The organism is Qipengyuania polymorpha (genome assembly GCF_019711435.1).
Taxonomy (GTDB): Bacteria; Pseudomonadota; Alphaproteobacteria; order Sphingomonadales; family Sphingomonadaceae; genus Qipengyuania; species Qipengyuania polymorpha.
Window position 1 is genome coordinate 991,162 of the sequence record NZ_JAIGNK010000001.1, and the last position, 26,895, is coordinate 1,018,056.

The 26,895-nt window shown below is 62.4% G+C and carries 28 protein-coding genes, 1 tRNA gene and 1 pseudogene; 12 read left to right on the forward strand and 18 right to left on the reverse strand.

Going from position 1 to position 26,895, the window contains the following annotated elements; translation table 11 throughout:
* Positions 1-177 precede the first annotated feature (177 nt).
* From rpsF to K3152_RS04885, 4 genes and pseudogenes are all read left to right on the forward strand, one after another.
* Positions 178-543, forward strand: coding sequence for a 30S ribosomal protein S6 (gene rpsF / locus K3152_RS04870; RefSeq protein ID WP_040964017.1), 366 nt, complete (start codon positions 178-180; stop codon positions 541-543).
* The gene (rpsR, locus tag K3152_RS04875; protein ID WP_221572886.1) at positions 543-767 is read left to right on the forward strand and encodes a 30S ribosomal protein S18; all 225 of its coding nucleotides are present in this window, start codon (positions 543-545) and stop codon (positions 765-767) included. Before rpsF ends, rpsR begins: the two co-directional genes overlap by 1 nt.
* Before the next feature lie 11 nt (positions 768-778).
* Positions 779-1,417, forward strand: coding sequence for a 50S ribosomal protein L9 (gene rplI, locus K3152_RS04880; RefSeq protein WP_221572888.1), 639 nt, complete (start codon positions 779-781; stop codon positions 1,415-1,417).
* 88 nt (positions 1,418-1,505) lie between these two features.
* A pseudogene (locus K3152_RS04885) lies at positions 1,506-2,981 on the forward strand (AMP nucleosidase); the annotation flags it as partial.
* Between the two features lie 328 nt (positions 2,982-3,309).
* Here K3152_RS04885 and rimK read toward each other — a convergent pair.
* The 13 genes from rimK to K3152_RS04950 all read right to left on the reverse strand — a co-directional run bounded on the left by rimK (position 3,310) and on the right by K3152_RS04950 (position 16,034).
* The gene (gene rimK / locus K3152_RS04890; protein WP_221572892.1) at positions 3,310-4,215 is read right to left on the reverse strand and encodes a 30S ribosomal protein S6--L-glutamate ligase; all 906 of its coding nucleotides are present in this window, start codon (positions 4,213-4,215) and stop codon (positions 3,310-3,312) included.
* Positions 4,212-4,673, reverse strand: coding sequence for an ATP-dependent zinc protease family protein (locus tag K3152_RS04895; protein ID WP_221572894.1), 462 nt, complete (start codon positions 4,671-4,673; stop codon positions 4,212-4,214). Before K3152_RS04895 ends, rimK begins: the two co-directional genes overlap by 4 nt.
* Entirely contained in the window at positions 4,670-5,680 is a 1,011-nt protein-coding gene (locus tag K3152_RS04900; RefSeq protein ID WP_345719762.1) for a beta-propeller fold lactonase family protein, read from the reverse strand. The genes K3152_RS04895 and K3152_RS04900 overlap by 4 nt, the downstream gene beginning before the upstream one ends.
* Complete coding sequence (locus K3152_RS04905) at positions 5,674-7,527, reverse strand: M2 family metallopeptidase (RefSeq protein WP_221572898.1); 1,854 nt, start codon at positions 7,525-7,527, stop codon at positions 5,674-5,676. Before K3152_RS04905 ends, K3152_RS04900 begins: the two co-directional genes overlap by 7 nt.
* 70 nt (positions 7,528-7,597) lie before the next feature.
* The gene (locus K3152_RS04910) at positions 7,598-8,353 is read right to left on the reverse strand and encodes an alpha/beta fold hydrolase (RefSeq protein ID WP_221572899.1); all 756 of its coding nucleotides are present in this window, start codon (positions 8,351-8,353) and stop codon (positions 7,598-7,600) included.
* On the reverse strand, positions 8,350-8,997 hold the full coding sequence (locus tag K3152_RS04915) for a 2-hydroxychromene-2-carboxylate isomerase (protein WP_221572900.1): 648 nt from the start codon (positions 8,995-8,997) through the stop codon (positions 8,350-8,352). The genes K3152_RS04910 and K3152_RS04915 overlap by 4 nt, the downstream gene beginning before the upstream one ends.
* Before the next feature lie 26 nt (positions 8,998-9,023).
* Complete coding sequence (locus K3152_RS04920; RefSeq protein WP_221572902.1) at positions 9,024-9,587, reverse strand: hypothetical protein; 564 nt, start codon at positions 9,585-9,587, stop codon at positions 9,024-9,026.
* Complete coding sequence (locus K3152_RS04925) at positions 9,584-10,609, reverse strand: aspartate-semialdehyde dehydrogenase (RefSeq protein WP_221572904.1); 1,026 nt, start codon at positions 10,607-10,609, stop codon at positions 9,584-9,586. Before K3152_RS04925 ends, K3152_RS04920 begins: the two co-directional genes overlap by 4 nt.
* An 87-nt stretch (positions 10,610-10,696) precedes the next feature.
* Positions 10,697-12,928, reverse strand: a complete 2,232-nt coding sequence (locus tag K3152_RS04930; protein WP_425594668.1) for a S9 family peptidase — start codon at positions 12,926-12,928, stop codon at positions 10,697-10,699.
* Positions 12,929-13,674: 746 nt separating this feature from the next.
* A complete protein-coding gene (rplS, locus tag K3152_RS04935; protein ID WP_247713148.1) occupies positions 13,675-14,043 on the reverse strand; it encodes a 50S ribosomal protein L19 in 369 nt (122 codons plus the stop codon).
* Positions 14,044-14,056: 13 nt separating this feature from the next.
* Positions 14,057-14,782 carry a tRNA (guanosine(37)-N1)-methyltransferase TrmD gene (trmD, locus tag K3152_RS04940; protein WP_221572906.1) on the reverse strand — a complete coding sequence of 242 codons (726 nt, stop codon included), beginning with the start codon at positions 14,780-14,782 and terminating at the stop codon, positions 14,057-14,059.
* On the reverse strand, positions 14,779-15,093 hold the full coding sequence (locus K3152_RS04945) for a hypothetical protein (protein WP_221572909.1): 315 nt from the start codon (positions 15,091-15,093) through the stop codon (positions 14,779-14,781). Before K3152_RS04945 ends, trmD begins: the two co-directional genes overlap by 4 nt.
* Positions 15,084-16,034, reverse strand: coding sequence for a carbon-nitrogen hydrolase family protein (locus tag K3152_RS04950; RefSeq protein ID WP_221572911.1), 951 nt, complete (start codon positions 16,032-16,034; stop codon positions 15,084-15,086). The genes K3152_RS04945 and K3152_RS04950 overlap by 10 nt, the downstream gene beginning before the upstream one ends.
* Before the next feature lie 57 nt (positions 16,035-16,091).
* Here K3152_RS04950 and K3152_RS04955 point away from each other — a divergent pair, with 57 nt between their 5' ends.
* A complete protein-coding gene (locus K3152_RS04955) occupies positions 16,092-17,012 on the forward strand; it encodes an NAD(P)/FAD-dependent oxidoreductase (protein ID WP_221572913.1) in 921 nt (306 codons plus the stop codon).
* Here K3152_RS04955 and rimM read toward each other — a convergent pair.
* From rimM to K3152_RS04980, 5 genes are all read right to left on the reverse strand, one after another.
* Entirely contained in the window at positions 17,009-17,494 is a 486-nt protein-coding gene (gene rimM, locus K3152_RS04960) for a ribosome maturation factor RimM (protein ID WP_221572915.1), read from the reverse strand. The two genes, K3152_RS04955 and rimM, sit on opposite strands and share 4 nt — an antisense overlap.
* Before the next feature lie 8 nt (positions 17,495-17,502).
* Positions 17,503-17,973, reverse strand: a complete 471-nt coding sequence (rpsP, locus tag K3152_RS04965; protein WP_221572917.1) for a 30S ribosomal protein S16 — start codon at positions 17,971-17,973, stop codon at positions 17,503-17,505.
* A gap of 39 nt (positions 17,974-18,012) precedes the next feature.
* Positions 18,013-19,512, reverse strand: coding sequence for a signal recognition particle protein (gene ffh / locus K3152_RS04970; RefSeq protein ID WP_221572924.1), 1,500 nt, complete (start codon positions 19,510-19,512; stop codon positions 18,013-18,015).
* 179 nt (positions 19,513-19,691) lie between these two features.
* Positions 19,692-19,767, reverse strand: a tRNA-Ala gene (locus tag K3152_RS04975).
* A gap of 101 nt (positions 19,768-19,868) precedes the next feature.
* On the reverse strand, positions 19,869-20,210 hold the full coding sequence (locus tag K3152_RS04980) for a TIGR02300 family protein (RefSeq protein ID WP_221572926.1): 342 nt from the start codon (positions 20,208-20,210) through the stop codon (positions 19,869-19,871).
* Between the two features lie 164 nt (positions 20,211-20,374).
* Here K3152_RS04980 and aroA point away from each other — a divergent pair, with 164 nt between their 5' ends.
* The 7 genes from aroA (at position 20,375) to K3152_RS05015 (ending at position 26,890) form a co-directional block, all read left to right on the forward strand.
* Positions 20,375-21,682, forward strand: coding sequence for a 3-phosphoshikimate 1-carboxyvinyltransferase (gene aroA / locus K3152_RS04985; RefSeq protein ID WP_221572928.1), 1,308 nt, complete (start codon positions 20,375-20,377; stop codon positions 21,680-21,682).
* Positions 21,679-21,942 carry a CBU_0592 family membrane protein gene (locus tag K3152_RS04990; RefSeq protein ID WP_221572929.1) on the forward strand — a complete coding sequence of 88 codons (264 nt, stop codon included), beginning with the start codon at positions 21,679-21,681 and terminating at the stop codon, positions 21,940-21,942. Before aroA ends, K3152_RS04990 begins: the two co-directional genes overlap by 4 nt.
* Positions 21,943-22,308, forward strand: a complete 366-nt coding sequence (locus tag K3152_RS04995; protein WP_221572930.1) for a DUF805 domain-containing protein — start codon at positions 21,943-21,945, stop codon at positions 22,306-22,308.
* Positions 22,309-22,321: 13 nt separating this feature from the next.
* Positions 22,322-22,945 carry a (d)CMP kinase gene (locus K3152_RS05000; protein ID WP_221572932.1) on the forward strand — a complete coding sequence of 208 codons (624 nt, stop codon included), beginning with the start codon at positions 22,322-22,324 and terminating at the stop codon, positions 22,943-22,945.
* A 375-nt stretch (positions 22,946-23,320) separates the two neighbouring features.
* Positions 23,321-25,024 carry a 30S ribosomal protein S1 gene (gene rpsA / locus K3152_RS05005; protein ID WP_221572934.1) on the forward strand — a complete coding sequence of 568 codons (1,704 nt, stop codon included), beginning with the start codon at positions 23,321-23,323 and terminating at the stop codon, positions 25,022-25,024.
* A 132-nt stretch (positions 25,025-25,156) separates the two neighbouring features.
* Positions 25,157-25,912: a hydroxyacylglutathione hydrolase gene (gene gloB / locus K3152_RS05010; protein WP_221572936.1), complete on the forward strand. Its 756-nt coding sequence runs from the start codon at positions 25,157-25,159 to the stop codon at positions 25,910-25,912.
* Between the two features lie 3 nt (positions 25,913-25,915).
* A complete protein-coding gene (locus K3152_RS05015; RefSeq protein ID WP_221572938.1) occupies positions 25,916-26,890 on the forward strand; it encodes an NADPH:quinone oxidoreductase family protein in 975 nt (324 codons plus the stop codon).
* Positions 26,891-26,895: the final 5 nt, after the last annotated feature.

Sequence of the window (26,895 nt, forward strand, 5' to 3'; positions counted from 1 at the left end):
AACGACCCCCTGCCCCGCCCGTTCCGGCGCTTCAAGGGGCAAGATGGCTTGCATTCCTCCCGATTCCCGCTATGTGCGCGCATCCCTCGCTTCGGCGTGGGATATGAAGAAAGCCGGAGGGGCCCCGCAATCCCGCGGACAAGCCAGCGATCGGCCAGCAGTTGAAAGGACAAGAGCATGGCTCTCTACGAGCATGTTTTCTTGGCGCGACAGGACCTGAGCCAGGCTCAGGTTGACCAGCTCGCAGCCACGGCGACCGAAATCGTCGAAGCGAACGAAGGCAAGGTCACCAAGACCGAGACCTGGGGTCTCAAGAACCTCGCCTACAAGATCGACCGTAACCGCAAGGCACACTTCGTGATGCTCAACATCGAGGGTCCCGGCTCCGTTGTTTCCGAGCTCGAGCGCCAGACGCGCATCAACGAAGATGTCATCCGTTACATGACCATTCGTGTCGAAGAGCACGAAGAAGGTCCCAGCGTAATGATGCGCAAGAACGAGCGCGACTCGAAGAAGCGCCGTGACCGTGAGGAGCGTGACTGATGGCCCGCCCGTTTTTCCGCCGCCGCAAGACCTGCCCGTTCTCCGCGAAGAACGCCCCGGTCATCGACTACAAGGACACGCGTCTGCTGCAGGGCTTCATGTCCGAGCGTGGCAAGATCGTCCCCAGCCGCATCACCGCCGTCAGCGCGAAGAAGCAGCGTGAGCTGGCCAAGGCCATCAAGCGCGCTCGCCACATCGGCCTGCTGCCGTACATCGTGAAGTAAGGAGAACGAACATGGATATCATTCTCCTCCAGCGCATCGAGAAGCTCGGCACGATCGGTGACGTCGTCACCGTGAAGGACGGCTACGCACGCAACTTCCTGCTCCCGCAGAAGAAGGCCCTGCGCGCCAACGAAGCCAACAAGAAGGTCTTCGAAGCCAACCGCGAGCGTCTCGAAAAAGAAAACGCCGAACGTCGTAGCGAAGCCGAAAAGGCTGGCGAAAAGGTCGATGGCGTCGAAATCATCCTGATCCGCGCTGCGTCGAACACCGGCCAGCTCTATGGTTCGGTCAACGTCCGCGACATCGTCAACGGCATGGCCGACAAGGGTCACGAGATCGACAAGAAGCAGGTCATCATGGGCAACCCGATCAAGACGATCGGCATGCATGACGTGCGCATCGACCTCCACCCCGAGGTCTCGGTCACCATCAAGGCAAACGTCGCCCGTTCGGACGACGAAGCAGAACTGCAGACGCAGGGCGTCGACGTTCTGGCCCAGATGTTCGAAGAAGAGCAGCGCGAAATCGAGGAAATGGCAGCAGCCAACACCACCGATCCGACGCTCGAGCCGGGTGAAATCCCCGCCGACATGCTCGAAGACAGCGCCGATGCCGAAGCTTCGGACAGCGAAGAGAACGCCGAAGGCTGATCTCTCGCTTCAGGCAGACATCAAGGGCGCGGCAGCTTCGGCTTCCGCGCCCTTTTTGTAACAAGCTGATTCCTGTGGCAGAGGGGGTCACGAAAACGAAAAGAGCCAGGAGAAAAAGGCCCACATGGATTCGATCGAACAGATTCTCGACAAGTTACAGACAGTTTACGATGCTGCGACAACGCGCCTTCGCGACGACGTCATCGCCTTCGGCCGGGAGCGTGAGACCCCTCCTGCCGAACGCCGCAAGGACGGCAGCTATGCCTATCCGGAGCTGCGCATCCTCTTCCGCGGCGGCGAACTGCCGGAAGGCGCGAGCCGCGCCTTCGGCCGCCTCAATACGCCCGGCCTCTACGCGACGACCGTGACCAAGCCGAGCCTGTTCCGCGAGTATTTGCGCGAGCAGATCGAGCTGATCGAAAGCAATTACGAGGTCGAAGTCGAAGTCGGCTCCTCGCGCCAGGAAATACCCTTCCCCTATGTCCTCGACGGGCAGGCAGGCGCAGAGCTGGCAGGTATCGACCCCAACGAAATCGCGCGCCATTTCCCCTCGACCGACCTCGCCGACATCGGCGACGAACTGGCCGACGGTATCGAACTCGACAATCCGAATGACCCCATTCCGTTGTCGCTGTTCGACGGACTGCGCACCGACTTCAGCCTCGCGCGCCTCGCCCATTACACGGGCACCGATGTCCAGCACTTCCAGCGCTTCATCCTGTTCACCAACTATCATCGCTATGTCGATGAATTCGTTGACTGGGCAGGCTCGCAGCTGGGCAAGAACGGCTACACCGCGCTGGCGGGTGCCGGCGGGCTGATGCTGACCGAGCAGACCGACAATGCCCGCGCGCAGCTTTCCGACACGGCATGGCGCCGCCACCAGATGCCCGCCTACCACCTCGTGGGCGAAGGGCGCGGAGGCATTACACTGGTCAACATCGGCGTCGGCCCCTCCAACGCGAAGACCATCTGCGACCACCTCGCGGTGCTGCGCCCCGAAGCTTGGCTGATGATCGGCCACTGCGGTGGCCTGCGTCCGAGTCAGAAGATAGGCGACTACGTGCTGGCCCACGCATACCTTCGCGACGACCACGTACTCGACCCGGTCCTGCCGCCCGAAATCCCCCTCCCAGCCATTGCCGAGGTCCAGCAGGCCCTTGCAGGCGCCGCGGAGCACGTCTCGGGCGAGCACGGCAGCGATCTAAAAAAGCGCATGCGCACCGGCACGGTTGTGACCACCGACGACCGCAACTGGGAGCTTCGCTACACGCAGTCGGCCAAGCGCCTGTCGTTGAGCCGTGCCGTCGGAATCGACATGGAAAGCGCCACCATCGCCGCCCAAGGCTACCGCTTCCGCGTCCCCTACGGAACGTTACTATGCGTTTCGGACAAGCCGCTCCACGGCGAGATCAAGCTGCCGGGTCAGGCCAACAAATTCTACGAAGAAGCCATCGCGGCCCACCTGCAGATCGGCGTGACTGCCTGCGACCTCCTCCGCAAGGAAGGACCGAAACTGCACAGCCGCAAGCTGCGCGCTTTCAACGAACCGCCGTTTAGGTAAGCCAATGCGTGGCGTAAGTTCTCCAATTGAGTTCGATGACAGCTCTTGCCTGCACGCGAAGCGCCGTTTTGTGATCACACAGCGAAAGGACGGGCTATGGATGATTCAGGAAGAATATTTCTTTGAGAGCTATCACGAAGGTGAGCTATTGGCGTCCGGCTGGGCATCCATAGGTAGCAGTGGCTTGTATCCAGATGAAGAAAGCGCACGCGAAACCGCTCTCTCTAGAGCCGAGAATCGTAGACTCAATTGAAGATTGAACAGGTCATGGATAGAAGCGGTCGTTCCACCGACCGCCTCAGGCTGCCTCAATTCGACGAATGGACGGTTATCCCTTCCCCTTCGTCTTGGTCTTCCCGACCTTAGCGTTGGCTGCCACGTAATCGATGATCATCCCGGCAATATCCTTGCCGGTGGCGTTCTCGATGCCTTCGAGGCCGGGCGAGGAGTTTACCTCCATGATGACCGGGCCGTGATTGGACCGCAGCATGTCGACGCCGCAGACGTTGAGGCCCATGTGCTTGGCCGCGCGGACGGCAGTGGAGCGTTCTTCCGGCGTTATCTTGATCAGCTGCGCGCTGCCGCCGCGATGCAGGTTGCTGCGAAAATCATCGGGTGCGCCGGTGCGCTTCATGGCCGCGACGACCTTGCCGCCCACCACGAGCGCGCGGATGTCGGTGCCACCCGCCTCCTTGATGAACTCCTGCACGAGGATGTTCACATTGGCCCCGCGGAAGGCCTCAATGACCGACTTGGCCGAGGACATGGTCTCTGCAAGCACCACGCCGATGCCCTGTGTCCCCTCAAGCAATTTGATGACCACCGGCGGCCCCTTTACCGCCTTGATGATTTCCTCGGCCTGCTTGGGGTCGTTCGCATAGGCTGTCAGCGGCAGGCCGAGTCCATGCTTGGCGAGGATCTGCATGCTGCGCAGCTTGTCGCGGCTGCGGCCGATCGCGACGCTCTCGTTAAGCGGCCAGCAGCCGCGCATTTCGAACTGGCGCAGGATGGAAAGACCGTAATTGGTAATCGATGCGCCGATACGCGGAATGACCGCGTCATAACCAATACAGGGCTCACCGTTGTAATAGACCTCGGGACGGTGGCTCGCGATATGCACCGTGCACCTGGTGGTGTTGAGAATGTCGAGCTCGTGCCCGCGTTGTTCTGCCGCCTCCACCAGTCGCTTGTGCGAATAGAGGTTCGGATTGCGGGCGAGCATTGCGATTTTCATGGTTTGTGGCCTTTCTGGACCTTCATTTCCGGCGTTTGCAGCCAGGAATAACCCGAATCCACGACAAAGCGGCGGCGCAGCGAGGAGCGGCCGATAAGCATGGGGAATTTCATGTCCGCGCGGTTGGCGAGGCTGATTTCGGCGCGGAATTCGATGTCGCCGATCTTCAGCGGCGTTTTGATCACATAGCGGTACTGCGTCTCGCCATTCGAGCTGGTGATGCCGCGCACATCGACATGCACCGCCTCGCACACCTGGCGCACATGCTGCTGCTCGAAATCGACGGCGAAGCGGACCATTTTCTGGCCGTCACGCTCGAACTCGTCGAGCACCACTCCGTGCAGCGACGAGGTACGCGCGCCGGTATCGATTTTCGCCGGCATGGCATGCAGGCCAAGTTCGGGCAGGTGCACCAGTTCGCGCCAGCCCACGGTCGGCAAGGGTTTTGGCTGTGTCATTCGGTTATCGCAATCCCGTCCCCGCCCCCGTCTCCGGGAAGGCGGCGTAGCACTTCACCGCTGGCGAAATCCACCTCGGCGATAGTGTTGGCCATCGTCTCTGCAACATAGATGCGGCTACCATCGGCCGAGAAGAGGATGGTGACTTGCACCTTTTCCTCGGCTTCTTCGCGACTGGAGACGGCGAGGCTGCGCACTTTTGCGCCCGCTGCAGTGTCGATAACCGAGAGTGCTCCGTCAGCAAGGTCGGATGTCACCGCAAAGTCGCCCTGTGGCCGCACAACGATGCGAAGCGGGAAGTCGCCTACCGGCACATCCTTCAGCCTTTTCATCGTCTTCGGATCGAGCGCATAGGCCATGTCCGACCCGCGTGCGGAAACCCACAGCATCTCGCCGTCCGGGGACAGCGCAATGCCTTCCGGCTCCTCGCCCACGGTCACCGACAGCGGCGAACGGCGCGTGACGAGGTCCACGCGCGATACCGTGCGCGAGCCGAGATTGGTCGTCCAAGCATGCATCGCATCGGGCGCAATGGCGAGCATATGCGTGCCCTCCTGCCCGGTCGCATATTCGAAAGTTTCCGTTTCGCCGAGCGGATTGCGAATGACGAAAATGGATTTGCGGCCTTCTGCGGTGGCGTAGAGGTGACCATTCTCGTGCCAGACAATTCCGTGCGGCCGCGCGTTTTCGCCGAGATCGATGCTCTTCACCTTGGCGAGGTCGCTCGTGCGGAACACGTCGACGCTGGTCCCGCCATAACAGGCCAGCGCGACATGTTTGTCATCGGGCGAAGTCGCCAGCTCGTGCGGATTGGCGCAGCTCGCCACTCGCGCCACTTCCTCGCCGCTGGCAAGGTCGACCTTGGCCAGCGTGCCCGCAAACTTGCCTGCCACGAACAGCGCGCCTGACACCGCCGGGTCGCTTGCCGCCGCCGGTGCCTGTTCGGTTACAGGCGCGCAGGCGGCGGCCAGCAATGCCGGGACGAGCGCGAGGCGGCTTATTACCACCCCTGCGGCTTCCCTTCGTTCTGCTCGTCGAGCCATGCCTGCAAGGGCGCGAAATATTCGACCAGCGCTTCACCGCTCATCTGGCGCTGGCCGGTGAAGGCTTCGAGCGCATCGGGCCACGGCTTGCTGGCACCCATTTCGAGCATCGCATTGAGGTTCTTGCCGACTTCCTCGTTGCCGTAGAACGAGCAGCGGTGAAGCGGCCCTTCCCAGCCCGCCTGGTCGCAGGCAGCCTTGTAGAACTGGAACTGCAGGATGTGGGCGAGGAAGTAGCGCGTGTAAGGCACGTTGCCCGGGATGTGATACTTCGCGCCGGCGTCGAACTGGCTTTCGTCACGCGCGACCGGCGGCGTGATGCCCTGATATTCGAGACGCAGGTCGTTCCAGCCCGCGTTGAGGCTGTCCGAGGGAATGGAACCATCGAAAAGGCCCCAGCGATAGCGGTCGACCATCAGGCCGAAGGGCAGGAAGGCAATCTTGTCCATCGCCTGACGCAGGAGGAGGCCGATATCCTTGTCCGCGCTGGGCACATCGGCGGGGTCGAGCATGTCGATCTGCACGAGGTATTCGGGCGTAATCGACAGCGCAATCATGTCGCCGATGGCTTCGTGGAAACCGTCGTTTGCGCCGTTGAGGTGCAAGTAATCCTGCTTGTTGTAGGCGCGCTGGTAGTAGTTGTGGCCCAGCTCGTGGTGGATGACGATGAAGTCTTCCGCATTGCGCTTAATGCACATCTTGATGCGCAAATCGTCGACATTGTCCACGTCCCACGCGCTGGCGTGGCAGACGACTTCGCGGTCCTGCGGCTTGGTGAACTGGCTGCGTTCCCAGAAGGTTTCGGGCAGCGGCGCAAAGCCCATCGAGGAGAAGAAATCCTCGCCCACGCGGACCATCTGGACCTCGTCATAGCCCTTTTCCTCGATCAGGCTGGTGAGGTCGTAGCCGACATCGCCTGCGCCCTCAGGCGCGACCATCGGATAGATATTGCCCCACGACTGGCCCCACATATTGCCGAGCAAATCGGCGCGGATCGGGCCGCTGGCGGGCTGGATTTCATCGCCATATTTTTCGTTGAGCTTGCTGCGGACATAGGTGTGCAGCGCCATGTAGAGCGGCTTCACTTCCTGCCACATGCGCTCGGTCTCGGCGGCGAAGGCATCGGGGTCCATGTCGTAATTCGAACGCCACATCGCGCCGAGGTCATCGAAGCCGAGCTCCTGCGCGCCCTCGTTCGCGATGCCAATCATGCGGAGGTAATCCTGACGCATCGGGGCACCGACGTTGTTGTGCCAGCTCTCCCACATCTCCTGCTTCTGGGCAGGCGTGAGGTCGAGATTGCCCATCGCTGCTTCGATGTCCGAGCCGTTGATTTCCTTGCCGTCGAGCGTGCCCTTGCCCTTGCCGTACATCGAGCCGAGCTGGGTCGAAAGCGTGGCCAGCTCGGCAGCTGCGCCATCACGGACCGGGGCCGGCATGACGATGCCATTGCGCAGGATATCGAGCTTGCGCGCAACCTCGGGGTCGAGGCCGGAAACGCGTGCATATTCGGCGGCCTTGTTGGCGTAAGCGACCGATTTCTCGGTCGATTCCGCGCCGTATTTCGCCGCCAGCATGTCGCTGTCGTGGACGATATAGGTCGAGTTCAGCCACAGCACGCGGCCGTATTCGACCGAGAAGTCGAACAGGTCCTTCTCGACCATGGCGACCCAGTCGGCCGCGCCCTGCGGCGTCATCGGATAGGGGTCGGCAACAGCAGCGGTTTCGACCGCCATCGGTTCGGCGTTTGCAGTGCTGCAGGCAGCCAGCGAAATGGCGAGTGCGGACAATGCGACGGGGGCGAGTTTCATGGTTAGCCTCTCCAAGTGTTTTCAATTGGTTTTTCGTTGCGTGCCCGATTGCACCTGCGCCCAAGCTTAATCAAGCGGGATTGCCGAGCCAGTCCGCCATTGCCTGCCCGAGGTCGGGCTTGGTGACGCTGCCCATGTGCGTGCCGGGCACTTCGACGAATGTCGCATCGGGGATAAGGCCCGCCAGTTCCTCTGCCGAGCCATTGTCGCGGTCCTCGTCGCCGCAGACGACCAACGTGGGCATGGTGACATTGGACAGCATGGCAAGGTCGAGGTCGGGCATGGTGTCGAGCAGCAGGCGCGCCGCGGTCCGGTTCACGCCTTGCGACTTCAGGAATTGCATCGAGAAATAGGCCGGGTCGCCGCGCGGGATGTTCTCGAATTCGTCGATGACGCGCTTGAAGAAAGCGCTGCGCCTGGCCCATTCGCCAAGCCCGGCCGTTCCCATGCCGCCGACGATGAGCCGCGCAGGCTCCAGTACGCCATGCGCCACCGCGTGCAGCGAAGTCCGCGCGCCGAGCGAGAAGCCGCCGAGATCGTAATCCTCCAGCGCCAGATGTTCCACCAACGCCGCGACATCGCGCACCAGCACGTTCTGCGGATAGGCCTCTGGCACTTCGGGCGCCTCGCTTTCGCCATGGACGCGGAAGTCGAGCATCAGGACCTCGTAGCCCTGCTCGGAGAGAAGCTGCGCATGCCCCCACTTTATCCAGTTCATCTCGGCGCTTGAGAACAGACCATGGAGCAGCACGAGCGGCCTGCCCTCGCCCGCGCGGTGGAGCGCAAGGCGCGTACCGTCGAAACTCTCGAAGGTATCCATTCTCATCTTTTCGCCAGCCCCTTTTGCTCCATGCGCCACTTGGCCATTTCGATCCGATCCTGACCAAAAAACGGTTCGCCGTCGAAGACCAGTGTCGGCACGCCCCAGTGGCCGGCCTTTTCGAGCGCATCCTGGTTTGCGGCGATTTCCGCGTCGAGCGCCTCGCCCTCGCCCTGGACCTCGGCGATGATTTCCTCGATGCCCAGACCTGCTGCTGCGATAGCGCGTTCGAGGTGGCCGCCTTCGTGCCAGCCTTCCTGCCCGCCCCAGATCATGCGCCCCGCCTCTGCGGCGAACACAAGCCCCGCACCGCGGCGCGCTGCAGCCTGTCCCATGCGGGTGACGCGGCGGATATAGGGCTGGTCCTTTGCAATCTTGCGGGTCGCGAAGTCCTGGATGATGGGGTCCGGTCGCGGCGCGCCAAAGGGGATGCCATGGAATTCGGCCACGCGCAGCATGTCGCGCATGGTGTAGCCGAGCCAGTTAGGGTGATTGCGCTCGAAAAAATCGGGCTGGCGGATGGCCAGCGGATAGACCGGGCGCAGGCCGATGGCGAGGTCGTATTCCTCTGTCATGGCGCGGTAGCGACCGATGGAGAGGTAACTGTAGGGCGAGCGGAAGCTGAAATAGAGCTCTGCGGTCAGGGTCATGCCCGCCCTTATACAGGGGCGCGGGCCTAGCGGAAGAAGCAGTTCATTCCCGCGTGGAGCGAGACGATCTGACCATTTTCGGCAAACCCGCCGATAGTGCCGTAGTCAGCAGTGGTGTATTCAAATTCCCCTTCGAGAGAAGAGGTTATATCGCGCACGTCTCGCTTCTCCCTTAGCAGGGTCATCGGCGTCATACCTGGCTGGACACCATCGCTCGTCGCGACCGCGTCTCCTTGTCCCAAGGTCCAACCCACTAGTTTATCGCCCTGATAGGACAAGCGCAGCACCCCGTAGGTGCTGAACTGCATCGGGCCCGCGCCGCACTCGCCATTTTCGCCCAGCTCCGGTTCGCTTCCGTAAGCCTGCGAAATGGCGCTATCGACCTCCTCGCGCGCTGTCCCGAAGCGCATGACCGGTTGCCCGACCGCGCCTGCACCATTGGCGTCGACCACCAGAACGGTGTCGTCGAGCCGCTGGACCACGGGTGACGTGGCCTCAGTCTCCGGAGCAGTTTGTTGCGAAGTTTCGTTTCCGCTCCCGCAGGCAGCGAGCGTGAACGGGAGGACGAGTAGCAGGGTCTTCTTCATCATCCCTTCTTAAGGCACTCGCGCCCGAGGAGTTCCGCAATCTGCACCGCGTTGAGGGCAGCACCCTTGCGCAGGTTATCGGAGACGCACCAGAGGGCAATACCATTGTCGACCGTCGGGTCGTCGCGCACGCGACTGATGTAGGTGGCGCTGTCGCCGGCGCTTTCGACCGGTGTGACGTAACCCTCGTCCTCGCGCTTGTCGATCAGCATGATGCCGGGAGCTTCGCGCAGGATGTCCTGGGCCTGCTCGGCCGAAAGCTCGTTCTCGAATTCGATGTTTACGCTTTCCGAATGGCCCACGAAGACCGGCACGCGCACGCAGGTGGCGTTGAGCTTGATTTTCGGGTCGAGGATCTTCTTGGTCTCGACCACCATCTTCCATTCTTCCTTGGTCGAACCATCGTCCATGAAGACATCGATGTGCGGGATGACGTTGAAGGCGATCTGCTTGGTGAACTTCACCGGCTCGACCGGGTCGCCGACGAAGATGGCGCGGCTCTGCTGGAAAAGCTCGTCCATGCCCGCCTTGCCCGCGCCGGAAACCGACTGGTAGGTCGAGACGACCACGCGCTTGATTGTGGCTGCATCGTGGAGCGGCTTCAGCGCCACGACCAGCTGCGCGGTCGAGCAGTTCGGGTTCGCGATGATGTTGCGCTTCTTGTATTCGTGGATCGCGTCAGGGTTCACCTCGGGGACGATGAGCGGCACGTCGGGGTCCATGCGGTAGAGCGAGCTGTTGTCGATGACCACGCAGCCGGCCGCAGCCGCCTTGGGCGCATATTCCTTCGCCGGGCCGCTACCCGCCGCGAACAGCGCGATGTCCCAGCCAGACCAGTCGAAGTGCTCGATATTCTTGCACTTGAGCATCTTGCCCGTGTCGCCGAATTCGACCTCGGTGCCATGAGAGCGGCTGGAAGCCACCGCTGCCACCTCGTCACAGGGAAACTCGCGCTCGGCGAGGACCTGCATCATTTCGCGCCCGACATTCCCGGTCGCACCGACCACGGCTACACGATAACCCAATTCAACGTCTCCAATATGCTTTGCGCCGCTGAGATAGCGACGCTGCGCGCTTAAGCAATGCCAGTCCGCCTTGAGGCGCGTAAAGCCTCACTCGGGAGGGGTCACACCGTGGTGTTCGAGGAAGCGGAACACGGTGTTGTAGCGGTGGGGCGAAATCTGCTCGCCCGAAACGCGGTGCGTGTAGCCGGGGTAAAGCATCATCTGGAACGGCACGTTGGCTTCCTGCATGGCCGAGATGATTTCGGTCGCGTTTTCGAAGACCACATTGTCGTCCGCCATGCCGTGGATGAGCAGCAGCGGATCGGTGATCTTCGTGGCGTTCGGGATGGCGGACGCGGCCTCATAGGCTTCTGCATCGTCCCGCGGCGTGCCCATGTAGCGTTCGGTGTAATGGGTGTCGTAAAGCTCCCACCGCGTCACTGGCGCGCCCGAAATACCGGCGGCGTAGAGGCCGGGGTCGGCCTGCAGCTGCTTCAGCGTCATGTAGCCGCCATAGGACCATCCATCGATGGCGATCTTGTCCGCATCGACGAAATCGAGCGTTTTGAGGTACTCGGCACCCGCCTTCTGGTCGCGCACCTCGACGCCGCCCATCGCGCGGTAGATCGGTTGCTCGAAGGCGACGCCGCGATTGGCGCTGCCGCGGTTGTCGAGCGCGAACCAGATGTAGCCCTTGTCGACGATTGCCTGACGCAGGGCGCCGTTCCAGCCCTTGTTGACGATCTGCGGACCAGGCCCGCTGTAGTGGTAATAGTAGACGGGATAGCGTTTGCCCGGCTCCATCTTGGGCGTGACCATTTCCCAATAGAGCGGCGTGCCGTCCTCTGCGGGGATGGTGCCATATTGCGTCGGGCGATGGCTGGCTAGGAACGGCGCGTAAGGATGGTCAGCATCGAGCGCGTTTTCCTCGATCCACGCGAGGCGCTTGCCGGTGGCATCGGCGATATAGCTTTGCGGTGGCCGGTCGTCATTGGAGCGGCTGATGAGCAGGGTCTGTCCCTTGCCGTCCATACTGGCCGAGTGGGTGTATCCAAGCTCGGTCAGGCGCGTGATGGCGCCGGGATTGGCGAGGTCGACCGAATAGACGTGCTGCTCGAGCACGCTGTCCTTGGTGCCCTGGAAGAACACGCGGCCTGCCTGCTGGTCAACGCCGACCAGCTTGGTGACGACCCATTCGCCGCTGGTAAGCTGGGTCCAGCCAGTCTTGTCTGCCTCGTCGAGCAGGTAGAGATGGCCGTAGCCATCGCGTTCGGACCACCAGACGAGGTTGCCGTCGTTCAGCCACTTGTAGTCGCTGCCGAGATTGATCCAGTAATCCTCGACCGCCGCGGTCTCGGTGAAAAGCACCTGGCTCTCGCCGGTCGCGGGATTGACGCGCAGGATGTCCATCACCGTCTGCTCGCGGTTCTGGCGGGTGACGTAGAGGTCGTTGCCCGACCAGTCGACGCGGGCGAGGTAGATGTCGGGATTGTCACCGAGATCCACCTTCACGCGGTTCTGGCCGTCGGGGTCCATCACATAGAGTTCGACCACGGCATTATCGCTGCCCGCCACCGGATAGCGCTGGTCGAACACCTTGGTCCCCGTCGCGCCAATGGCCGCGCGGGTGACGATGCCGACACCGCTTTCGTCGAACCGCTCGACCGCAATGCGGTTCTCGTCCGGGCTCCACCAATAGCCGTCGATGCGTGCCATTTCCTCCTGCGCAACGAATTCAGCCTCGCCCCAGCGGATGTCGGCGCCTTCCTTCGGCGTAATCGGCGCGGCTTCGCCCATGACTTCGCCGACCCACAGCTGGCGGTCGCGCACGAAGCTGATGTACTTGCCTTGCGGGCTCAGCGCGGGGTTGAGTTCGCTTTCCTCGGTATCGGTGACCTGCACCACCTGCCCGTCGAGACTGGCGAGGTAGAGGTCGCCGTCGAGCGGTACGAGGATGGCCTTGCCGTTCGAAGTCCACTCATAGCTGATTATCCCTGAGAGATTGCCGACCCGCGCGCGCTCGCGCTGCATTTTCTCGTCCTCGGACAATTCGCGACCCGAGCCGACTTTCTCGCTGTCGACCAGCATCGACCACTCGCCCGTCTCGCGGTCGAAGGCCCAGAGGTCGTAGCGCGCAAGGTCGTCCTCGCGGTTGCGCAGCACGGTGAGATAACGGCCATCGGGCGAAAGCTTGGCCTGCCGCGGGCTCGGCCCGTCGAGGCTGGGAGAGGCGAAGACCCGCTCGAAAGTGAGGTCCATGGCGGCGGTCTCCTGCTTGGCTTGGCTATTTTCTTTGGTGGCATTGTTCGCGAAGCCGAAGTCGGCATAAGTCGCCGACATTGGAACATTGGGTACGGAGATATTCAGGAAAACAACGCCATTCATCGTTGCTGTTCTTTCAGCCACCGGAATGACCTTTGCCAGCACTTTCCCTTCATTGCTGTCGAGCAATTCGACGCGAAGGTCGGGAATACGCAGGATGTGTTCGGAACTGTTCCTCACATAGACTTTGGCGAGAAGAAGCCGGGTCCCGTCCGCTTGTTGTAGAAATCGCATTTCGGCAGGGGGGACCTCCAGCGACAGATGTTCCGATGCCACCTGAAGGGGGACAGACTGCGCAATTGCAGGCAAGGAAGCGGTGGTGAGGCACGTGCCCAATGCGAGGGCGACGGCGAGGTTGAGCGACTTCATGTTCTCTCCCGGAATCAATCACCAAGCGTCCTCGCAAGGGCCGGAGACGAAAGCAAGCGCCACCGCCATGACTCGGGTTTTTATGCTTAAATTCGAGTTAAGCGCGTCTCCTTAAATTCTCTTAAGGTGGTGCTGTCAGAACATGGCTTGTCACCGGGCAGCCACTCCGGCTCACAGGCTCCCGGTGTCATCAAGACCGGGCCAATTTCGGCTCATCATGATCCCCACGTGACAAGGGCGGCTTCTTCAGGGAGGCCGCCCTTATTTCTTTCGCGCTCCTAGGGGGCGGCAGCCCGAGTGGTGGCCGCCCTCCTTTTTATTCCGCGCAAACGAAAAGGGCGGCCCGACCGGACCGCCCTTCCCTTGTCTCTGCTGAGAAGCTTTACGCCCTAAAATCAGGACTTCGGCGCGTTGTCGCGGCGTTCCGCGATACGCGCGCGCTTGCCGGTGCGGCCGCGCAGGTAGTAAAGCTTCGCGCGACGCACGATACCGCGGCGGACCACGGTGATGCTGTCGACGATCGGCGAATACAGCGGGAACACACGCTCCACGCCTTCACCGAACGAAAGCTTGCGGACGGTGAAGTTGCTGCCCATGCCGCGGTTCGAACGGGCAATGACAACGCCTTCGAAATTCTGGACACGCTCGCGGGTGCCTTCGACAACCTTCACGCCGACGCGGACGGTGTCGCCTGCGCGGAATTCGGGAATGTCCTTGCCGAGGTTTTCAATAGCTTCGGCTTCGAGCTGCTGGATCAGGTTCATTTGCCTGGATTTCCTACTTCTTTTGCCGCGCATCAGAGGCAGACTGGTCCCGATCGCCACTGTAGCGATCCCAAAGGTCCGGCCTGCGTAACCGTGTGTCTTCCTCGCTCCTTGCCTTGCGCCAAGCAGCGATCTTCGCATGATCCCCCGATCGCAGCACTTCAGGGATCGTGCGCCCTTCCCATTCCTGAGGTCGGGTGTATTGCGGATATTCGATGAGCCCGTTCTCGTAGGACTCCTCGACTCCGCTATCGGGCGCGCCCATTACTCCGGGAAGCAGGCGAATGCAAGCGTCGAGTATGGCGATGGCCGCGGTCTCTCCCCCCGACAGGACGATATCGGCAAGGCTGACCTGTTCGATCTGCGGGTAATGGTCGAAAATCCGCTCGTCGAAGCCCTCGAAACGCCCGCACAGTATGGCGACGCCGGGGCCGCCTGCAATCTCGCGAATACGCGCCTGCGTGATGGGTTTCCCTCGTGGCGTCATGGCGAGGATCGGCCTGCCCTCGCCTACGCTTTCGATAGCCGGGCCAAGGATGTCTGCCTTGAGCACCATGCCCGCTCCGCCGCCTGCCGGCGTGTCATCGACCGTGCGGTGCTTGTCCTTAGCAAAATCACGGATCTGGACGGTCTCGCACGACCAGTCCCCGCGGCTTAGCGCCTTACCCGCAAGCGACACGCCCAGCGGCCCGGGAAACATCTCGGGATAGAGGGTGAGGATTGTGGCGGCGAAGGTCATGCTGCCTTCCGATGAGGAATGAGAAAATACCAAGCCAGCCAAGAAACAGCCAAAGCAAACAAACCGAAACCAAACCTGACTGAAGAGTAGATCAGGAAATAGCCTGCCTCAGCGTTGTCCATCCCGGCGGTCCAAAGAGGATGAAATTGCCACAAGGCCAGCCCTAGGATCGTCAAGAGCAGAGTCGCAATCCTCAAGCGTTTTCGTCGGACGGTTTGTCGGACCAACATTTCACTTACCAGCCCGGCAATCACAGCCAAAAGGAGGATGTCCAGCTTAGGCATCCGGAACAATAAATCGATCAATTCCAAAGAACGCCACCCTTCGACTGTCTGTCGACTCTAAGCTCGAAAACATCAGGTCGCGAGTAGTGGCCATCGGTGTCGAGGCTCGCCAGACCCTGCCCGATTTCACCTAGATCAAGCTCAGCGAACATCGTCTCTTCACCCTCACCAGCCTGCGCCACGATCCGCGCATCGGGCGCGATGATCATCGAGCCGCCACGGTTGAGCGCTTCGCCCTCGATCGCCTCGAACAACTCCTTCGCCGCTGCATCGCCGCCAACCCGTTCCAGTCCTTCGAACAGGTCGTCCTTCGCCTGCACCAGCCCCGCCGCCAGCACGAAACACCGGCCCTCCATCGCATAGTGACGAGAGGCGAGTGCGTATTCCTCGCGCACGGTGGGCCATGCCGCTACATGGACGCTCTCACCGAGGTTGTGCATCGCCGCGCGGGCCAAGGGCATCCAGTGCTCCCAGCAGATCAGACTGCCGACCTTGCCCCACTCCGCCTGGTGCACGCCGAGCGTCGAGCCGTCGCCGCGCATCCAGATGAGGCGTTCGCCATGCGTTGGCACCAGCTTGCGGTGATCGAGCACCGGCAGTCCGGGCCGGAAGGTCATCTGGTTGTTGTAGAGGCTCTGCCGCACGCGCTCATGCGCGCCGATACTGATCACCGCGCCGGTCTCGTCGCACAGCTCCTGCAGGGGTAGCAGCCGCTCTTCATTCGCCACCACCGCCTGTTCGAGCATGATGCGGTGCAGCGCCTTGGTGCCGGGATGGTCCCACAGCGCCGCGCCGGGCGCCTCGTCGAGCCACAGCGGATAACCGCCGAGGAAAGTCTCGCCGAAAGCAACCAGCTTCGCCCCGCCCTCCACCGCCTCACGCGCCAGGCGCACGGCCTTACCGATCCCGTCGCCAATGGCGAGCGGAATGGGCGCGGCCTGGACAATTGCTACCTTGAGCGTGCTCATAACCCGAGCGGTTAGCGCGGCGGGGACCGCTTGGCTATCCCGCGCGTTCACCCCGTCATGAGCGAAACAATCGACGATTGCATCATCATCGGCGCGGGGCCTGCGGGGCTTACGGCGGCCATTTATCTTGCCCGCTACTACCTCGACATCCGTATGTTCGATTGCGGGACGAGCCGGGCAAGCTGGATCCCGACCAGCCACAACCATGCCGGCTTTCCCGATGGCATCAATGGCAACGAACTGCTCGACCGAATGCGCGAACAGGCGGCCAAGTACGGCGCAATGCGAGAGCCGAAGCGCGTCACCAACCTCGCGAAGCCGGACGAATGCTTTACCGTCACTTGCGACGACGAAACATATCGCGCGCGCACCGTGCTGCTGGCCACGGGTGTGGTGAACAATCGTCCCGAGGGCATTGAGGACCAGCTACACGACGAGGCGCTGTCACGCGGTCTCATCCGCTATTGCCCGGTCTGCGACGGCTACGAGGTGACCGACAAGAAGGTCGCCGTCATCGGCACGGGCGAGCACGGAACCGCCGAGGCGCAGTTCATCCGCACCTATACAGAGGACATCACTCTCGTCTCTCCGCACGGCGACCACGATTTATCCGACACCTGCAGCAAGGCTCTGGACGATGCGGGTATCAAGCGCGTCGCGGGGCCTTGTGGTGGGTTTGCTATCGAGAACGGCAGCTTCGCTTTCGATACCGCCGAAGGCAGGATGAACTTCGATTCGATGTATCCGGCTCTGGGCTCGGTCATCCGTTCGGGACTGGCGAAGAAATGCGGGGCCAAGGTCACCGACGATGGCTGCATAGAGGTGAGCGACCATCTCGAAACGAGCGTAAACGGGTTGTTCGCAGCGGGCGATGTCGTGGTCGGCCTCGACCAGATTAGCCACGCGATGGGCCAGGCGGGCGTTGCATCCACCGCCATTCGTAACCGGCTGGCGGAGAAGATGCCGCTCCGTCGTTAGTCGACGAAATCGGCGCTGACGGTCAGTTTTTCGGCATCCCAGCCCGGAACGGCCTGTTCGGTCAGCGGGACCATGAACTTCTTGCCATCGGGCTTTTCGATTTCGACGATGTCGGTCGCGCCGAAGTTCTCGACCGCGCAAACGGTCCCGATTTCGTCTCCGCTATCGGTGACGACGGTGAGGCCCAGCAGGTCGGAATGGTAGAATTCGCCCTCTTCCAGCGCGGGCAAGGCATCGCGCGATACGGTGAGGACGGTGCCGCGCAGCTTTTCGGCGGCGGTACGGTCGGCGACTTCGGCGAAACGCGCGATGGCGCCGCCCTTGTTGTCGCTGCGGACCTTGGAGAGGGTCAGTTTGCCCTCGTTGAAGCTCTTGTGCGGCTTCAGGGCTTCGAATCCCTCGCCAAACAGCTTCAGGCGGACTTCGCCCGTCACGCCATGTGCACCAGTGACGGCGGCCAGCGTGACGGGCTTGTCCTGCATGGGAGAGATTACTCGCCCTTGTCTTCCGAAGCGTCTTCGGTAGCTTCTTCAGCCGGTGCTTCTTCTGCTGCAGCTTCTTCAGCCGGAGCTTCGGCAGCAGCCTTGGCTTCTTCTTCAGCAGCCTTGGCAGCTTCAGCAGCTTCGGCTTCCTTGGCAGCCTTTTCTTCAGCGCGTTCCTTGGCTGCTTCGCCCGGTTCACCCTTCTTCGGGTTGTTGCGCGGCGCACGCTCGAGGATGCCGGCGGCATCGAGGAAGCGGTGGACGCGGTCCGAGGGGGTCGCGCCGACCGAAAGCCAGTGACGGGCACGGTCTTCGTCGAGCTTCACGCGCTCGCCCGAATCCTTCGGCAGCATCGGGTTGTAGGTGCCGATCTGCTCGAGGTACTTGCCGTCACGCGGGCTGCGCGAGTCCGACACGACGATGCGGTAGTAAGGACGCTTCTTCGCGCCACCGCGCGACAGACGAATTGCAACTGCCATTTTACTTCACCTTTCGAATGTAAATATCGGTATTCTGGATTATTTCTTGTTCAACATGTCACGCAGGTCGGCGGGCAGCGTGTCGGGGTCCACACTCGGCCCCTTCCCGCTTCCCAGGCCCGGAAGGCCGCCCATCGGGCCGGGTCCACCGGGGCCGCCAAGTCCGGGCATGGCAGCGCCGAGGCCACCCTTGCCGAACAGCGCGCCGAGACCCTTGAGGCCGCCCATCTTCTTGATCTGCTTCATGGCCTTGGCCATTTCCTGGTGCATCTTGAGCACCTTGTTCACGTCCTGCACCTGCGTGCCCGAACCCGCCGCCACGCGCTTCTTGCGCTTGGCGTTGAGCAGCTTGGGCAGCTTGCGTTCCTTGGGCGTCATCGAGCCGATGATCGCATCCATGTGGAGCAGGACCTTGTCGTCCATGCCCGACGCTTGCATCGCCTGCTTGGCCTTCTTCATGCCCGGCATCATGCCCGCAAGCGCGCCGAGGCCGCCCATGCTCTGCATCTGCTTCAATTGCATGCGCAAATCATCTAGGTCGAATTCGCCCTTCGCCATCTTCTTGGCGAGGGCTTCGGCCTCTTCTTCCTTGATGGTCGCGGCAGCCTTTTCGACCAGGCTGACGACGTCGCCCATGCCGAGGATGCGGCCGGCAACGCGGTTCGGGTCGAACGCCTCGATGGCGTCGAGCTTTTCGCCCGTACCGGCAAACTTGACCGGCTTGCCCGTGACATAGCGCATCGACAGCGCCGCACCGCCACGCGCATCACCGTCCATGCGGGTGAGGACCACGCCGGTCAGCGGCACTTCGCCGGTAAAGCTCTGCGCGACGTTGACCGCGTCCTGGCCGGTGAGGCTGTCGACGACAAGAAGCACTTCGGTGGGCGAGGAGACGGTCGAAATCGCCTTCATCTCGGCCATCAGCGCTTCGTCGACATGGAGGCGGCCTGCGGTATCGAGCAGCAGCACGTCGGCAGCGGCCAGCTTGGCAGCTTCCATCGCGCGTCGGGCAATGTCGACCGGCTGCTGGCCGGCGACGATGGGCAGCGTGGCCACATCGACCTGCTCGCCGAGAATCTTGAGCTGTTCCTGCGCGGCCGGACGATTGACGTCGAGCGAAGCCATCATCGACTTCTTGCCGTGCTTGTCCTTGAGCAGCTTGCCCAGCTTGGCCGTCGTTGTCGTCTTACCCGAGCCCTGCAGGCCGACCATCATGATGACGACCGGCGGCTTGGCGTTGAGGTTCAATTCGCGCGGTTCGGCATCATCGCCGGTGCCGCCGAGCATTTCGACCAGCTCGTCATTGACGATCTTGACGACTTGCTGGCCGGGCGTGACCGACTTGAGGACTTCCGAACCGATCGCCTTCTCGGTGACGGCATCGATGAAGCGGCGGACGACGGGGAGAGCGACATCGGCTTCGAGCAGCGCGATGCGCACTTCGCGCATGGCCTCGCGGACGTCGCCTTCGGACAGCGAGCCGCGGCCCTTGAGCTTGTCAAAGACATTACCGAGCCGGTCGGACAGATTGTCGAACATATCTGTTCTACTCCTTCCGAACCGCCTTAGGTCCGAATAAACGCGAAAAACGCCGGCGGACGAGAACTCGTCGGCCAGCGTGGGGTCAGACCCCTATGAAAACCCAAACTTGTGCCCGGGTGTGGTGGAAGCAAGCCGCAGCCGTCGCCACGGCCTGCTACCATCAAATCCGGTGAAAATGGTGGAGCCTAGCGGGATCGAACCGCTGACCTCTACAATGCCATTGTAGCGCTCTCCCAGCTGAGCTAAGGCCCCGAGCCATTTTTCGCTGACGCATCCTGGGAGGTGCGTCACCCTTGCGGGAGGCGCCCAATATAAGGGGTCCTCCCGCAATGCAACAGCTATTTTACGCTAAATCAGCTTTCATCCGCGTCGTCGTCGTCGCCCTTGGACTTCGTCTCGACGCCGAGGTCGTCGTCGCCGCCAAGATCGACTTCATTGTCGGGCGAATCATCGTCTTCGTCGATGTCGATATCCAGATCGTCATCATCGTCGCCGCCCAGGTCGCTATCGGCTTCGGCGTCCTTCTTCTTGGACTCTTCCTCGGCAAGGATCGGCTGCTTGGACTTGAGCACGGGCTCGGGCGTCCACTCTTCACCGCATTCGATGCAGGTGACGGGATCTTCCTTGTTCAGATCGTAGAAGCGGGTGCCGCAGTTAGGGCAGGTGCGCTTGGTGCCCCATTCAGGTTTGACCATGTGTAATCCTTGGATGCTGGCCCCGCCGGACGGACGAGGCTGGAATTCTCGAGTAAAGATGGACTCCATCGCCCTAAAGTAAAGGGGCAGGAATCGATAGCGCGCGCGCCTTGCCAGAGTGGGTGGGCGCTGTCAAAGCGCAGGCCATATATGGATACGCTTTCGTGACATCGCATCGCTTTTCTTCCCGTGGACCGCTGACCGGTCGCATCCGTGTGCCGGGCGACAAGTCTATCAGCCACCGTTCGCTGATGTTTGGCGCGCTGGCAGTAGGGCGCAGTCGGATTACCGGCCTGCTCGAGGGCGAGGACGTGCTCGCCACTGCCGCCGCCCTGCGCGCGATGGGTGCGGTGATAGAGAAGGACGGTGAAGACTGGGTGGTCGACGGGGTCGGAGTCGGCACACTGCTTCAGCCCGGGCAGGCGCTCGACATGGGCAATTCGGGCACCTCGACGCGCCTCCTGATGGGCCTCGTCGCAAGTCACGGCATCACCGCGACTTTCACCGGCGATGCGAGCCTGTCGAAGCGACCGATGGGACGCGTGATCGACCCGCTCTCTACAATGGGCGCAAGCTTTACCCCCTCCCCCGGCGGCACGCTGCCGCTGGTGATGGAGGGCATGCAGCCCGCCGTGCCTGTCAGCTATCGCCTGCCCGTCGCCAGCGCGCAGGTGAAAAGCGCGGTGCTGCTCGCCGGACTGAACACTCCGGGCACGACCACCGTCATCGAGCCGGTCCCCACGCGCGATCATACCGAGCGCATGCTGCGCGGCTTCGGCGTGGATGTGGAGGTCGAGGAACAGAAAGGCGAGCGCATCATCAAGCTGACCGGACCGTGCGACCTCAGTCCTTGCGACATCACGGTGCCTGGCGACCCGTCCTCCGCAGCCTTCTTTGCGGTGGCTGCCAGCATTGTGCCGGGCAGCGACCTTACAATCGAGAACGTTGGCCTCAACCCTACCCGCAACGGCATATTCCGCGTGCTCGAACAGATGGGCGCGAGCATCGACTATCTCGACGCCCGCGAAGTCGGCGGCGAGCCGGTGGCCGACCTGCGGGTGCGCCACGCCCCGCTCAAGGGCATCGAAGTCGACCCCGCCATCGCGCCGAGCATGATCGACGAATTCCCCGTCCTCTTCGTCGCCGCCGCGCTGGCCGAAGGAACGACTGTCACCACCGGGCTCGAGGAATTGCGGGTCAAGGAGAGCGACCGCCTCTCCGCCATGGCCGCCGCGCTCGCGCTTGCCGGCGCCAGTGTCGAGGAGACCGAAGACGGGCTGACCATCCATGGAACCTCCGGCACGCCCCTGCCCGGCGGCGGCCCCGTCACCACCCATCTCGACCACCGCATCGCCATGAGCATGGCCGTTGCAGGGCTTGCGAGCCAGGGCGGTGTCGAGGTCGACAGCACCGAACCGATTGCGACCAGCTTCCCGAACTTCACGAGCCTCATCGAGCAGGCCAGCGCATGAGCGGGCAACTCGACATCTACACGCTCGTCGGCTTCGTCGGCATGGCCTGCATCATCGCAGCCTATGCCTACCTGACATATAAGGACGAGCCGAACCCCTTCGTGCTCCACGGCACGAACCTTACCGGCGCAGCCCTTTTGACGGTCTCGTTGCTCGTCCACACCAATTGGCCGAGCCTCGTGCTCGAAGGTTTCTGGGCTGCCATTGCGATTTGGGGCCTGGCGAAGGCCATGAAGGAACGGCGGAAAGCCGGGAACTGAATGAAGGCAGCGATCGTCCGGTTCTGGCGCAGGTTCAACGACGAGAACCTGCTTTTCAGCTTTCATGGGCGCGCCACGCGGCGTGAGTTCCTGTTGTGCCTCCTTATCGCCATCGCGTCGCTCGTGCTGACGATAATGGTGGGCGACGACGGCTTTTCGCTGTTCGTCGCGCTGCTTTGCTTCGGCATCTTCTTTGCGGCAGCGGCCCGGAGGTTACACGACGCAGGCAGCAGCGCATGGACCGCCCTTATTATCTTCGTTCCCTATGCAGGTATTGGCTTTTTGGCCGTCATCATGCTCAAGGGCGGCATGGAAGGTCCAAACGAGTTCGGGCCAGATCCACGCAACAAGCCAAAATACTACTGAGGTGAGCACCTGCATGATTATCGCCGTCGATGGACCGACAGCCTCTGGCAAGGGCACGATTGCCAAGGCCCTGGCTGAGCATTTCGGCCTGCCCCACCTCGACACCGGCCTCCTCTATCGCGCGGTCGGTCGGCAGGTCTTCCTCGACGGCGGCGACCCGGATGATGGCGATGATGCGCTGGCAGCGACGGCCTTCCCCGACAGCCTGCTGGACGACCCGCATCTACGCAACGAGGAAACCGGCGGTCTGGCAAGCCGCGTGTCGGTCCACTCGGCTGTGCGGCAAGCCCTCTACGAACGCCAGCGCAGCTTCGCGATGCAGGACGGCGGCGCAGTCCTCGACGGGCGCGATATCGGCACGGTCATCGCGCCCGAAGCCGAAGCCAAGTTATTCGTCACCGCCAGCGTCGAGGCGCGCGCCCAGCGCCGCTTCCTCGAGATGCGCGAGCGCGGCGTGCAGGTGACGCTGCTCGAAATCGAGGACGACTTGCGCCGCCGCGATGAACGCGACCGCAACCGCGACGTGGCTCCCCTCGTGCCCGCAGCCGACGCCATGGTCATCGACACAAGCGCACTCGGCAAGGAGGAGGCAATCGCGGCGGCAATCGAGGCGGTAAAAAGCGCCTGCTCGCAATAGGTCTTTCCTACATGCGGACCTCGGTGGCAGCTCCTCAGCCATGCCATCGAACACGCCCCTCAAACCCGCGCAATCCCGCGAAATCAGGGAGGGAATGGGCGGCCCGATTTTTTCGCCCATGGACCGTGTTCCATGTGTTCCATCCTGTAGGACGGCAGGCCACCAATTTCCTTGCTTTTCGGCGCGTTTCAGCCTAGGCGCGCGCCCGTTCACCAAATCTATCGGATTCGATGAACCTTCGCGGCGGCATCCGGCCTCGCGGAGAACTCGGCCCTCTTGCCCCGTACGGCCCGCGCAATGGTGTGCAGGCAGACGGAGAAAGACCCCGGTAAAACCGGTGGCCGGTAGCAAACGTTAGTTAGGACTACACAACTCATGGCAACCTCAGCCAATCCGACCCGCGACGATTTCGCGGCAATGCTCGACGAGCAGCTCGGCGGCGCAGACGAAGGCGGTTTCGAAGGCCGCGTCGTCAAGGGCACCGTCACCTCCATCGAAAACGGCATGGCCCACATCGATGTCGGCCTGAAGAGCGAAGGCCGCGTCGATCTCAAGGAATTCATGCGCGGCGAAGACGAGCACGGCCTGGAAGTCGGCTCGGAAGTCGAAGTTTTCGTCGACCGCATCGAGAACGCAGACGGCGAAGCCATGCTGTCGCGCGACCGTGCACGCCGCGAAGCCGCGTGGGACAAGCTTGAAAGCGAATTCGGCGAAGGCAAGCGCGTCGAAGGCCGCATCTTCGGCCGCGTCAAGGGCGGCTTCACCGTCGACCTCGACGGCGCCGTGGCCTTCCTGCCCGGCAGCCAGGTCGACATCCGCCCCGTGCGCGACGTCACCCCGCTGATGGACATGGCCCAGCCCTTCCAGATCCTCAAGATGGACCGCCGCCGCGGTAACATCGTCGTCTCGCGCCGTGCGGTCCTCGAAGAGACCCGTGCAGAACAGCGCAGTGAACTCATCGACAAGCTGGCCGAAGGCCAGGTCATCGACGGCGTGGTCAAGAACATCACCGATTACGGCGCCTTCGTCGACCTCGGCGGTATCGACGGCCTGCTCCATGTCACCGACATGAGCTACAAGCGCGTCAACCACCCCAGCGAAATGATCGAAATCGGCCAGACCGTGACCGTCCAGATCATCCGTATCAACGAAGACACCCAGCGCATCAGCCTCGGCATGAAGCAGCTGGAATCGGATCCGTGGGATGGTGTTTCGGCCAAGTACCCGGTCGGCATGAAGATGACGGGCACCGTCACCAACATCACCGAATACGGCGCATTCGTCGAAATCGAGCCGGGCATCGAAGGCCTGGTCCACGTTTCGGAAATGAGCTGGACCAAGAAGAACGTCCACCCCGGCAAGATCGTCTCGACCTCGCAGGAAGTCGAAGTCATGGTCCTCGAAGTGGACAGCGAGAAGCGCCGCATTTCGCTCGGCCTCAAGCAGGCCCAGCGCAATCCGTGGGAAGAATTCGCCGAAGCGCACCCCGTTGGCGCCAAGGTCACCGGCGAAGTCAAGAACGCCACCGAATTCGGTCTCTTCATCGGCCTTCCGGGCGACGTCGACGGCATGGTCCACATGTCGGACATCGCATGGGGCATCTCGGGTGAAGACGCCCTCGCCCTGCACCGCAAGGGTGAGGAAGTCGAAGCTGTCGTTCTCGATGTCGACATCGAGAAGGAACGCATCAGCCTCGGCATGAAGCAGCTCGAAAAGGGTGCTCCGACCGAAGCCGGCGCACAGAGCGACCTGCGCAAGAACCAGGTTGTCACCGTCACCGTCCTCGAAGTCCGCGATGGCGGCCTCGAAGTCCAGGTCGGCGAAGATGGCGCGACCGGCTTCATCAAGCGTTCGGACCTCGGCCGCGACCGCGACGAACAGCGTTCGGATCGCTTCCAGCCCGGCGCCAAGGTCGACGCCATGGTCACCGGTTTCGACCGTTCGAAGAAGCCCACCTTCTCGATCAAGGCACGTCAGATCGCCGAAGAGAAGGAAGCCGTTGCACAGTTCGGTTCGTCCGACTCGGGTGCATCGCTCGGCGACATCCTCGGCGAAGCGCTGAAGAAGAAGGAAGACTAAGCTCTTCCACCCTTCTCAAGGGTAATCAGGAAGGCCCGCTTGCCAGACCGGCAGGCGGGCCTTTCCTATTTGGGCTGACACGATTAGCCTCGGCGCCCTCAAGTACCGAAGCGGTAGGACAGACAAGAACCCATGCTCGAAATTCACCAGTTCCCCTGCCTGTCCGACAACTATGGCTTCCTCCTCCACGATCCCGATAGCGGTGAAACGGCTGCCATCGACACACCCGATGGCGCGGAGTACTTGCGACAGGCGGATGCCAAGGGCTGGACGATTACCCAGATCTGGAACACGCACTGGCATCCCGACCATGCGGGCGGAAACAAGGCGATTGTCGAGAAGACGGGCGCAAAGGTCGTCGCGCCGCAGGAAGTCGAAAAGCTGAGCGCAATCGATCGCGTGGTCGGCAATGGCGACCGTGTCTCGCTGGGTGACTGGCAGGCGCGCGTGATCGACGTCTCGGGCCACACCAACGGCCACATTGCCTATCACATTCCCGAGGCCGACACCGCCTTCGTGGGCGACAGCGTCTTCGCGCTCGGTTGTGGCCGCATGTTCGAGGGCGAGCCCGAGCAGTTCTGGCACAGCCTCGAGCGGATCCGGCAATTGCCCGACAACACGCTGCTCTATTGCGCGCACGAATACACGGAGGCCAATGCCAAATTTGCGCTTCACGCCGATCCCGACAATGCCGAGCTGCGCCTCTATGCTGGCCGGGTGGAGGAGAAGCGCGCCAAGGGCGAACCCACTGTGCCCACCCTGCTCTCGCGTGAACTCGCCACCAATCCCTTCCTTCGCGCCGACGATGCGGACATCCGCGATCGCTGGGGCGGATCCACACCCGCAGAGACATTTGCCACGCTGCGTGCCGCCAAGGACAATTTCTAGCCTGTGAAGGCACTTCGCGTATCGGAGTTGTCGGACGACCTGTCCGGTGCGGCGCTCACCGACGTCGATGACCCTGCGATTGGCGCAGGCGAAGTGCTGGTCCGCGTGCGCGCTGCCTCGCTCAACTATCCCGACCTGCTGATGACGCAGGGCAATTACCAGTTCAAACCGGAGCTACCCTTCACCTCAGGCCTCGAACTGGCAGGCGAAATAGTGGAAGCCAGTTCGGGCAGCGGGTTCGCTGTCGGGGACCGCGTCATGGGAGGTGCCAATACGGGGGCATTTGCCGAATTCGCTGCCCTGCCCACCACGGCTCTCCGGCACATTCCACAGCGGCTCGACTTCGCACAGGCCGCTGCCATGGGGGCGGCCTATCACACCGCCTATGTGGCGCTGGTGGAACTCGGCGGGCTTGAGGCGGGGCAGACAGTCCTCGTGCATGGCGCAAGCGGCGGTGTCGGCCTTGCCGCATGCGATCTCGCCAAAGCACTCGGCGCACGCGTCATCGCTGCGACGCATCGCGAGGAAAAGCTGGAAGCGCTGCGCACCATCGCCAAGCCGCAGGCGGCCATCCTCAACACGGGACGTTTTCGCGAGGATATCGCGCGGCTGACCGATGACAGGCTCTGCAACCTCGTCTTCGACCCGGTCGGCGGCGATGTATTCGACGAGAGCACGCGCTGCGTCACCTTCGGCGGCAAGCTGCTGGTGGTCGGTTTCGTCGCCGGCCGCATCCCCGAAATCGCGGTCAATATCCCGCTCATCAAGGGTTTCTCGGTCGTGGGAGTGCGCGCGGGCGAATACGCACGGCGCTTCCCCGAGCGCGGCAAGCAGGTGGCGGACGCCATCGACAGACTCGCTAGCGAGGGCCGCGTTACCCCGCACATCGACCGCATCCTGCCATTGGACCAGTGGCGCGAGGCATTCGAGGCCATGCAACGTGGCGAACTAGTCGGGAAAGTGGTCCTCGTCCCCTGAACAAA

Bases quoted from the DNA above. Each gene is read 5' to 3' on its own strand.
- rpsF (WP_040964017.1), top strand. From the start codon at position 178: ATGGCTCTCTACGAGCATGTTTTCTTGGCGCGACAGGACCTGAGCCAG.
- rpsR (WP_221572886.1), top strand. From the start codon at position 543: ATGGCCCGCCCGTTTTTCCGCCGCCGCAAGACCTGCCCGTTCTCCGCG.
- rplI (WP_221572888.1), top strand. From the start codon at position 779: ATGGATATCATTCTCCTCCAGCGCATCGAGAAGCTCGGCACGATCGGT.
- rimK (WP_221572892.1), bottom strand. From the start codon at position 4,215: ATGAAAATCGCAATGCTCGCCCGCAATCCGAACCTCTATTCGCACAAG.
- K3152_RS04895 (WP_221572894.1), bottom strand. From the start codon at position 4,673: ATGACACAGCCAAAACCCTTGCCGACCGTGGGCTGGCGCGAACTGGTG.
- K3152_RS04905 (WP_221572898.1), bottom strand. From the start codon at position 7,527: ATGAAACTCGCCCCCGTCGCATTGTCCGCACTCGCCATTTCGCTGGCT.
- K3152_RS04910 (WP_221572899.1), bottom strand. From the start codon at position 8,353: ATGAGAATGGATACCTTCGAGAGTTTCGACGGTACGCGCCTTGCGCTC.
- K3152_RS04915 (WP_221572900.1), bottom strand. From the start codon at position 8,997: ATGACCCTGACCGCAGAGCTCTATTTCAGCTTCCGCTCGCCCTACAGT.
- K3152_RS04920 (WP_221572902.1), bottom strand. From the start codon at position 9,587: ATGATGAAGAAGACCCTGCTACTCGTCCTCCCGTTCACGCTCGCTGCC.
- K3152_RS04930 (WP_425594668.1), bottom strand. From the start codon at position 12,928: ATGTCGGCGACTTATGCCGACTTCGGCTTCGCGAACAATGCCACCAAA.
- rplS (WP_247713148.1), bottom strand. From the start codon at position 14,043: ATGAACCTGATCCAGCAGCTCGAAGCCGAAGCTATTGAAAACCTCGGC.
- trmD (WP_221572906.1), bottom strand. From the start codon at position 14,782: ATGACCTTCGCCGCCACAATCCTCACCCTCTATCCCGAGATGTTTCCC.
- K3152_RS04950 (WP_221572911.1), bottom strand. From the start codon at position 16,034: ATGAGCACGCTCAAGGTAGCAATTGTCCAGGCCGCGCCCATTCCGCTC.
- K3152_RS04955 (WP_221572913.1), top strand. From the start codon at position 16,092: ATGAGCGAAACAATCGACGATTGCATCATCATCGGCGCGGGGCCTGCG.
- rimM (WP_221572915.1), bottom strand. From the start codon at position 17,494: ATGCAGGACAAGCCCGTCACGCTGGCCGCCGTCACTGGTGCACATGGC.
- rpsP (WP_221572917.1), bottom strand. From the start codon at position 17,973: ATGGCAGTTGCAATTCGTCTGTCGCGCGGTGGCGCGAAGAAGCGTCCT.
- ffh (WP_221572924.1), bottom strand. From the start codon at position 19,512: ATGTTCGACAATCTGTCCGACCGGCTCGGTAATGTCTTTGACAAGCTC.
- K3152_RS04980 (WP_221572926.1), bottom strand. From the start codon at position 20,210: ATGGTCAAACCTGAATGGGGCACCAAGCGCACCTGCCCTAACTGCGGC.
- K3152_RS04990 (WP_221572929.1), top strand. From the start codon at position 21,679: ATGAGCGGGCAACTCGACATCTACACGCTCGTCGGCTTCGTCGGCATG.
- K3152_RS04995 (WP_221572930.1), top strand. From the start codon at position 21,943: ATGAAGGCAGCGATCGTCCGGTTCTGGCGCAGGTTCAACGACGAGAAC.
- K3152_RS05000 (WP_221572932.1), top strand. From the start codon at position 22,322: ATGATTATCGCCGTCGATGGACCGACAGCCTCTGGCAAGGGCACGATT.
- rpsA (WP_221572934.1), top strand. From the start codon at position 23,321: ATGGCAACCTCAGCCAATCCGACCCGCGACGATTTCGCGGCAATGCTC.
- gloB (WP_221572936.1), top strand. From the start codon at position 25,157: ATGCTCGAAATTCACCAGTTCCCCTGCCTGTCCGACAACTATGGCTTC.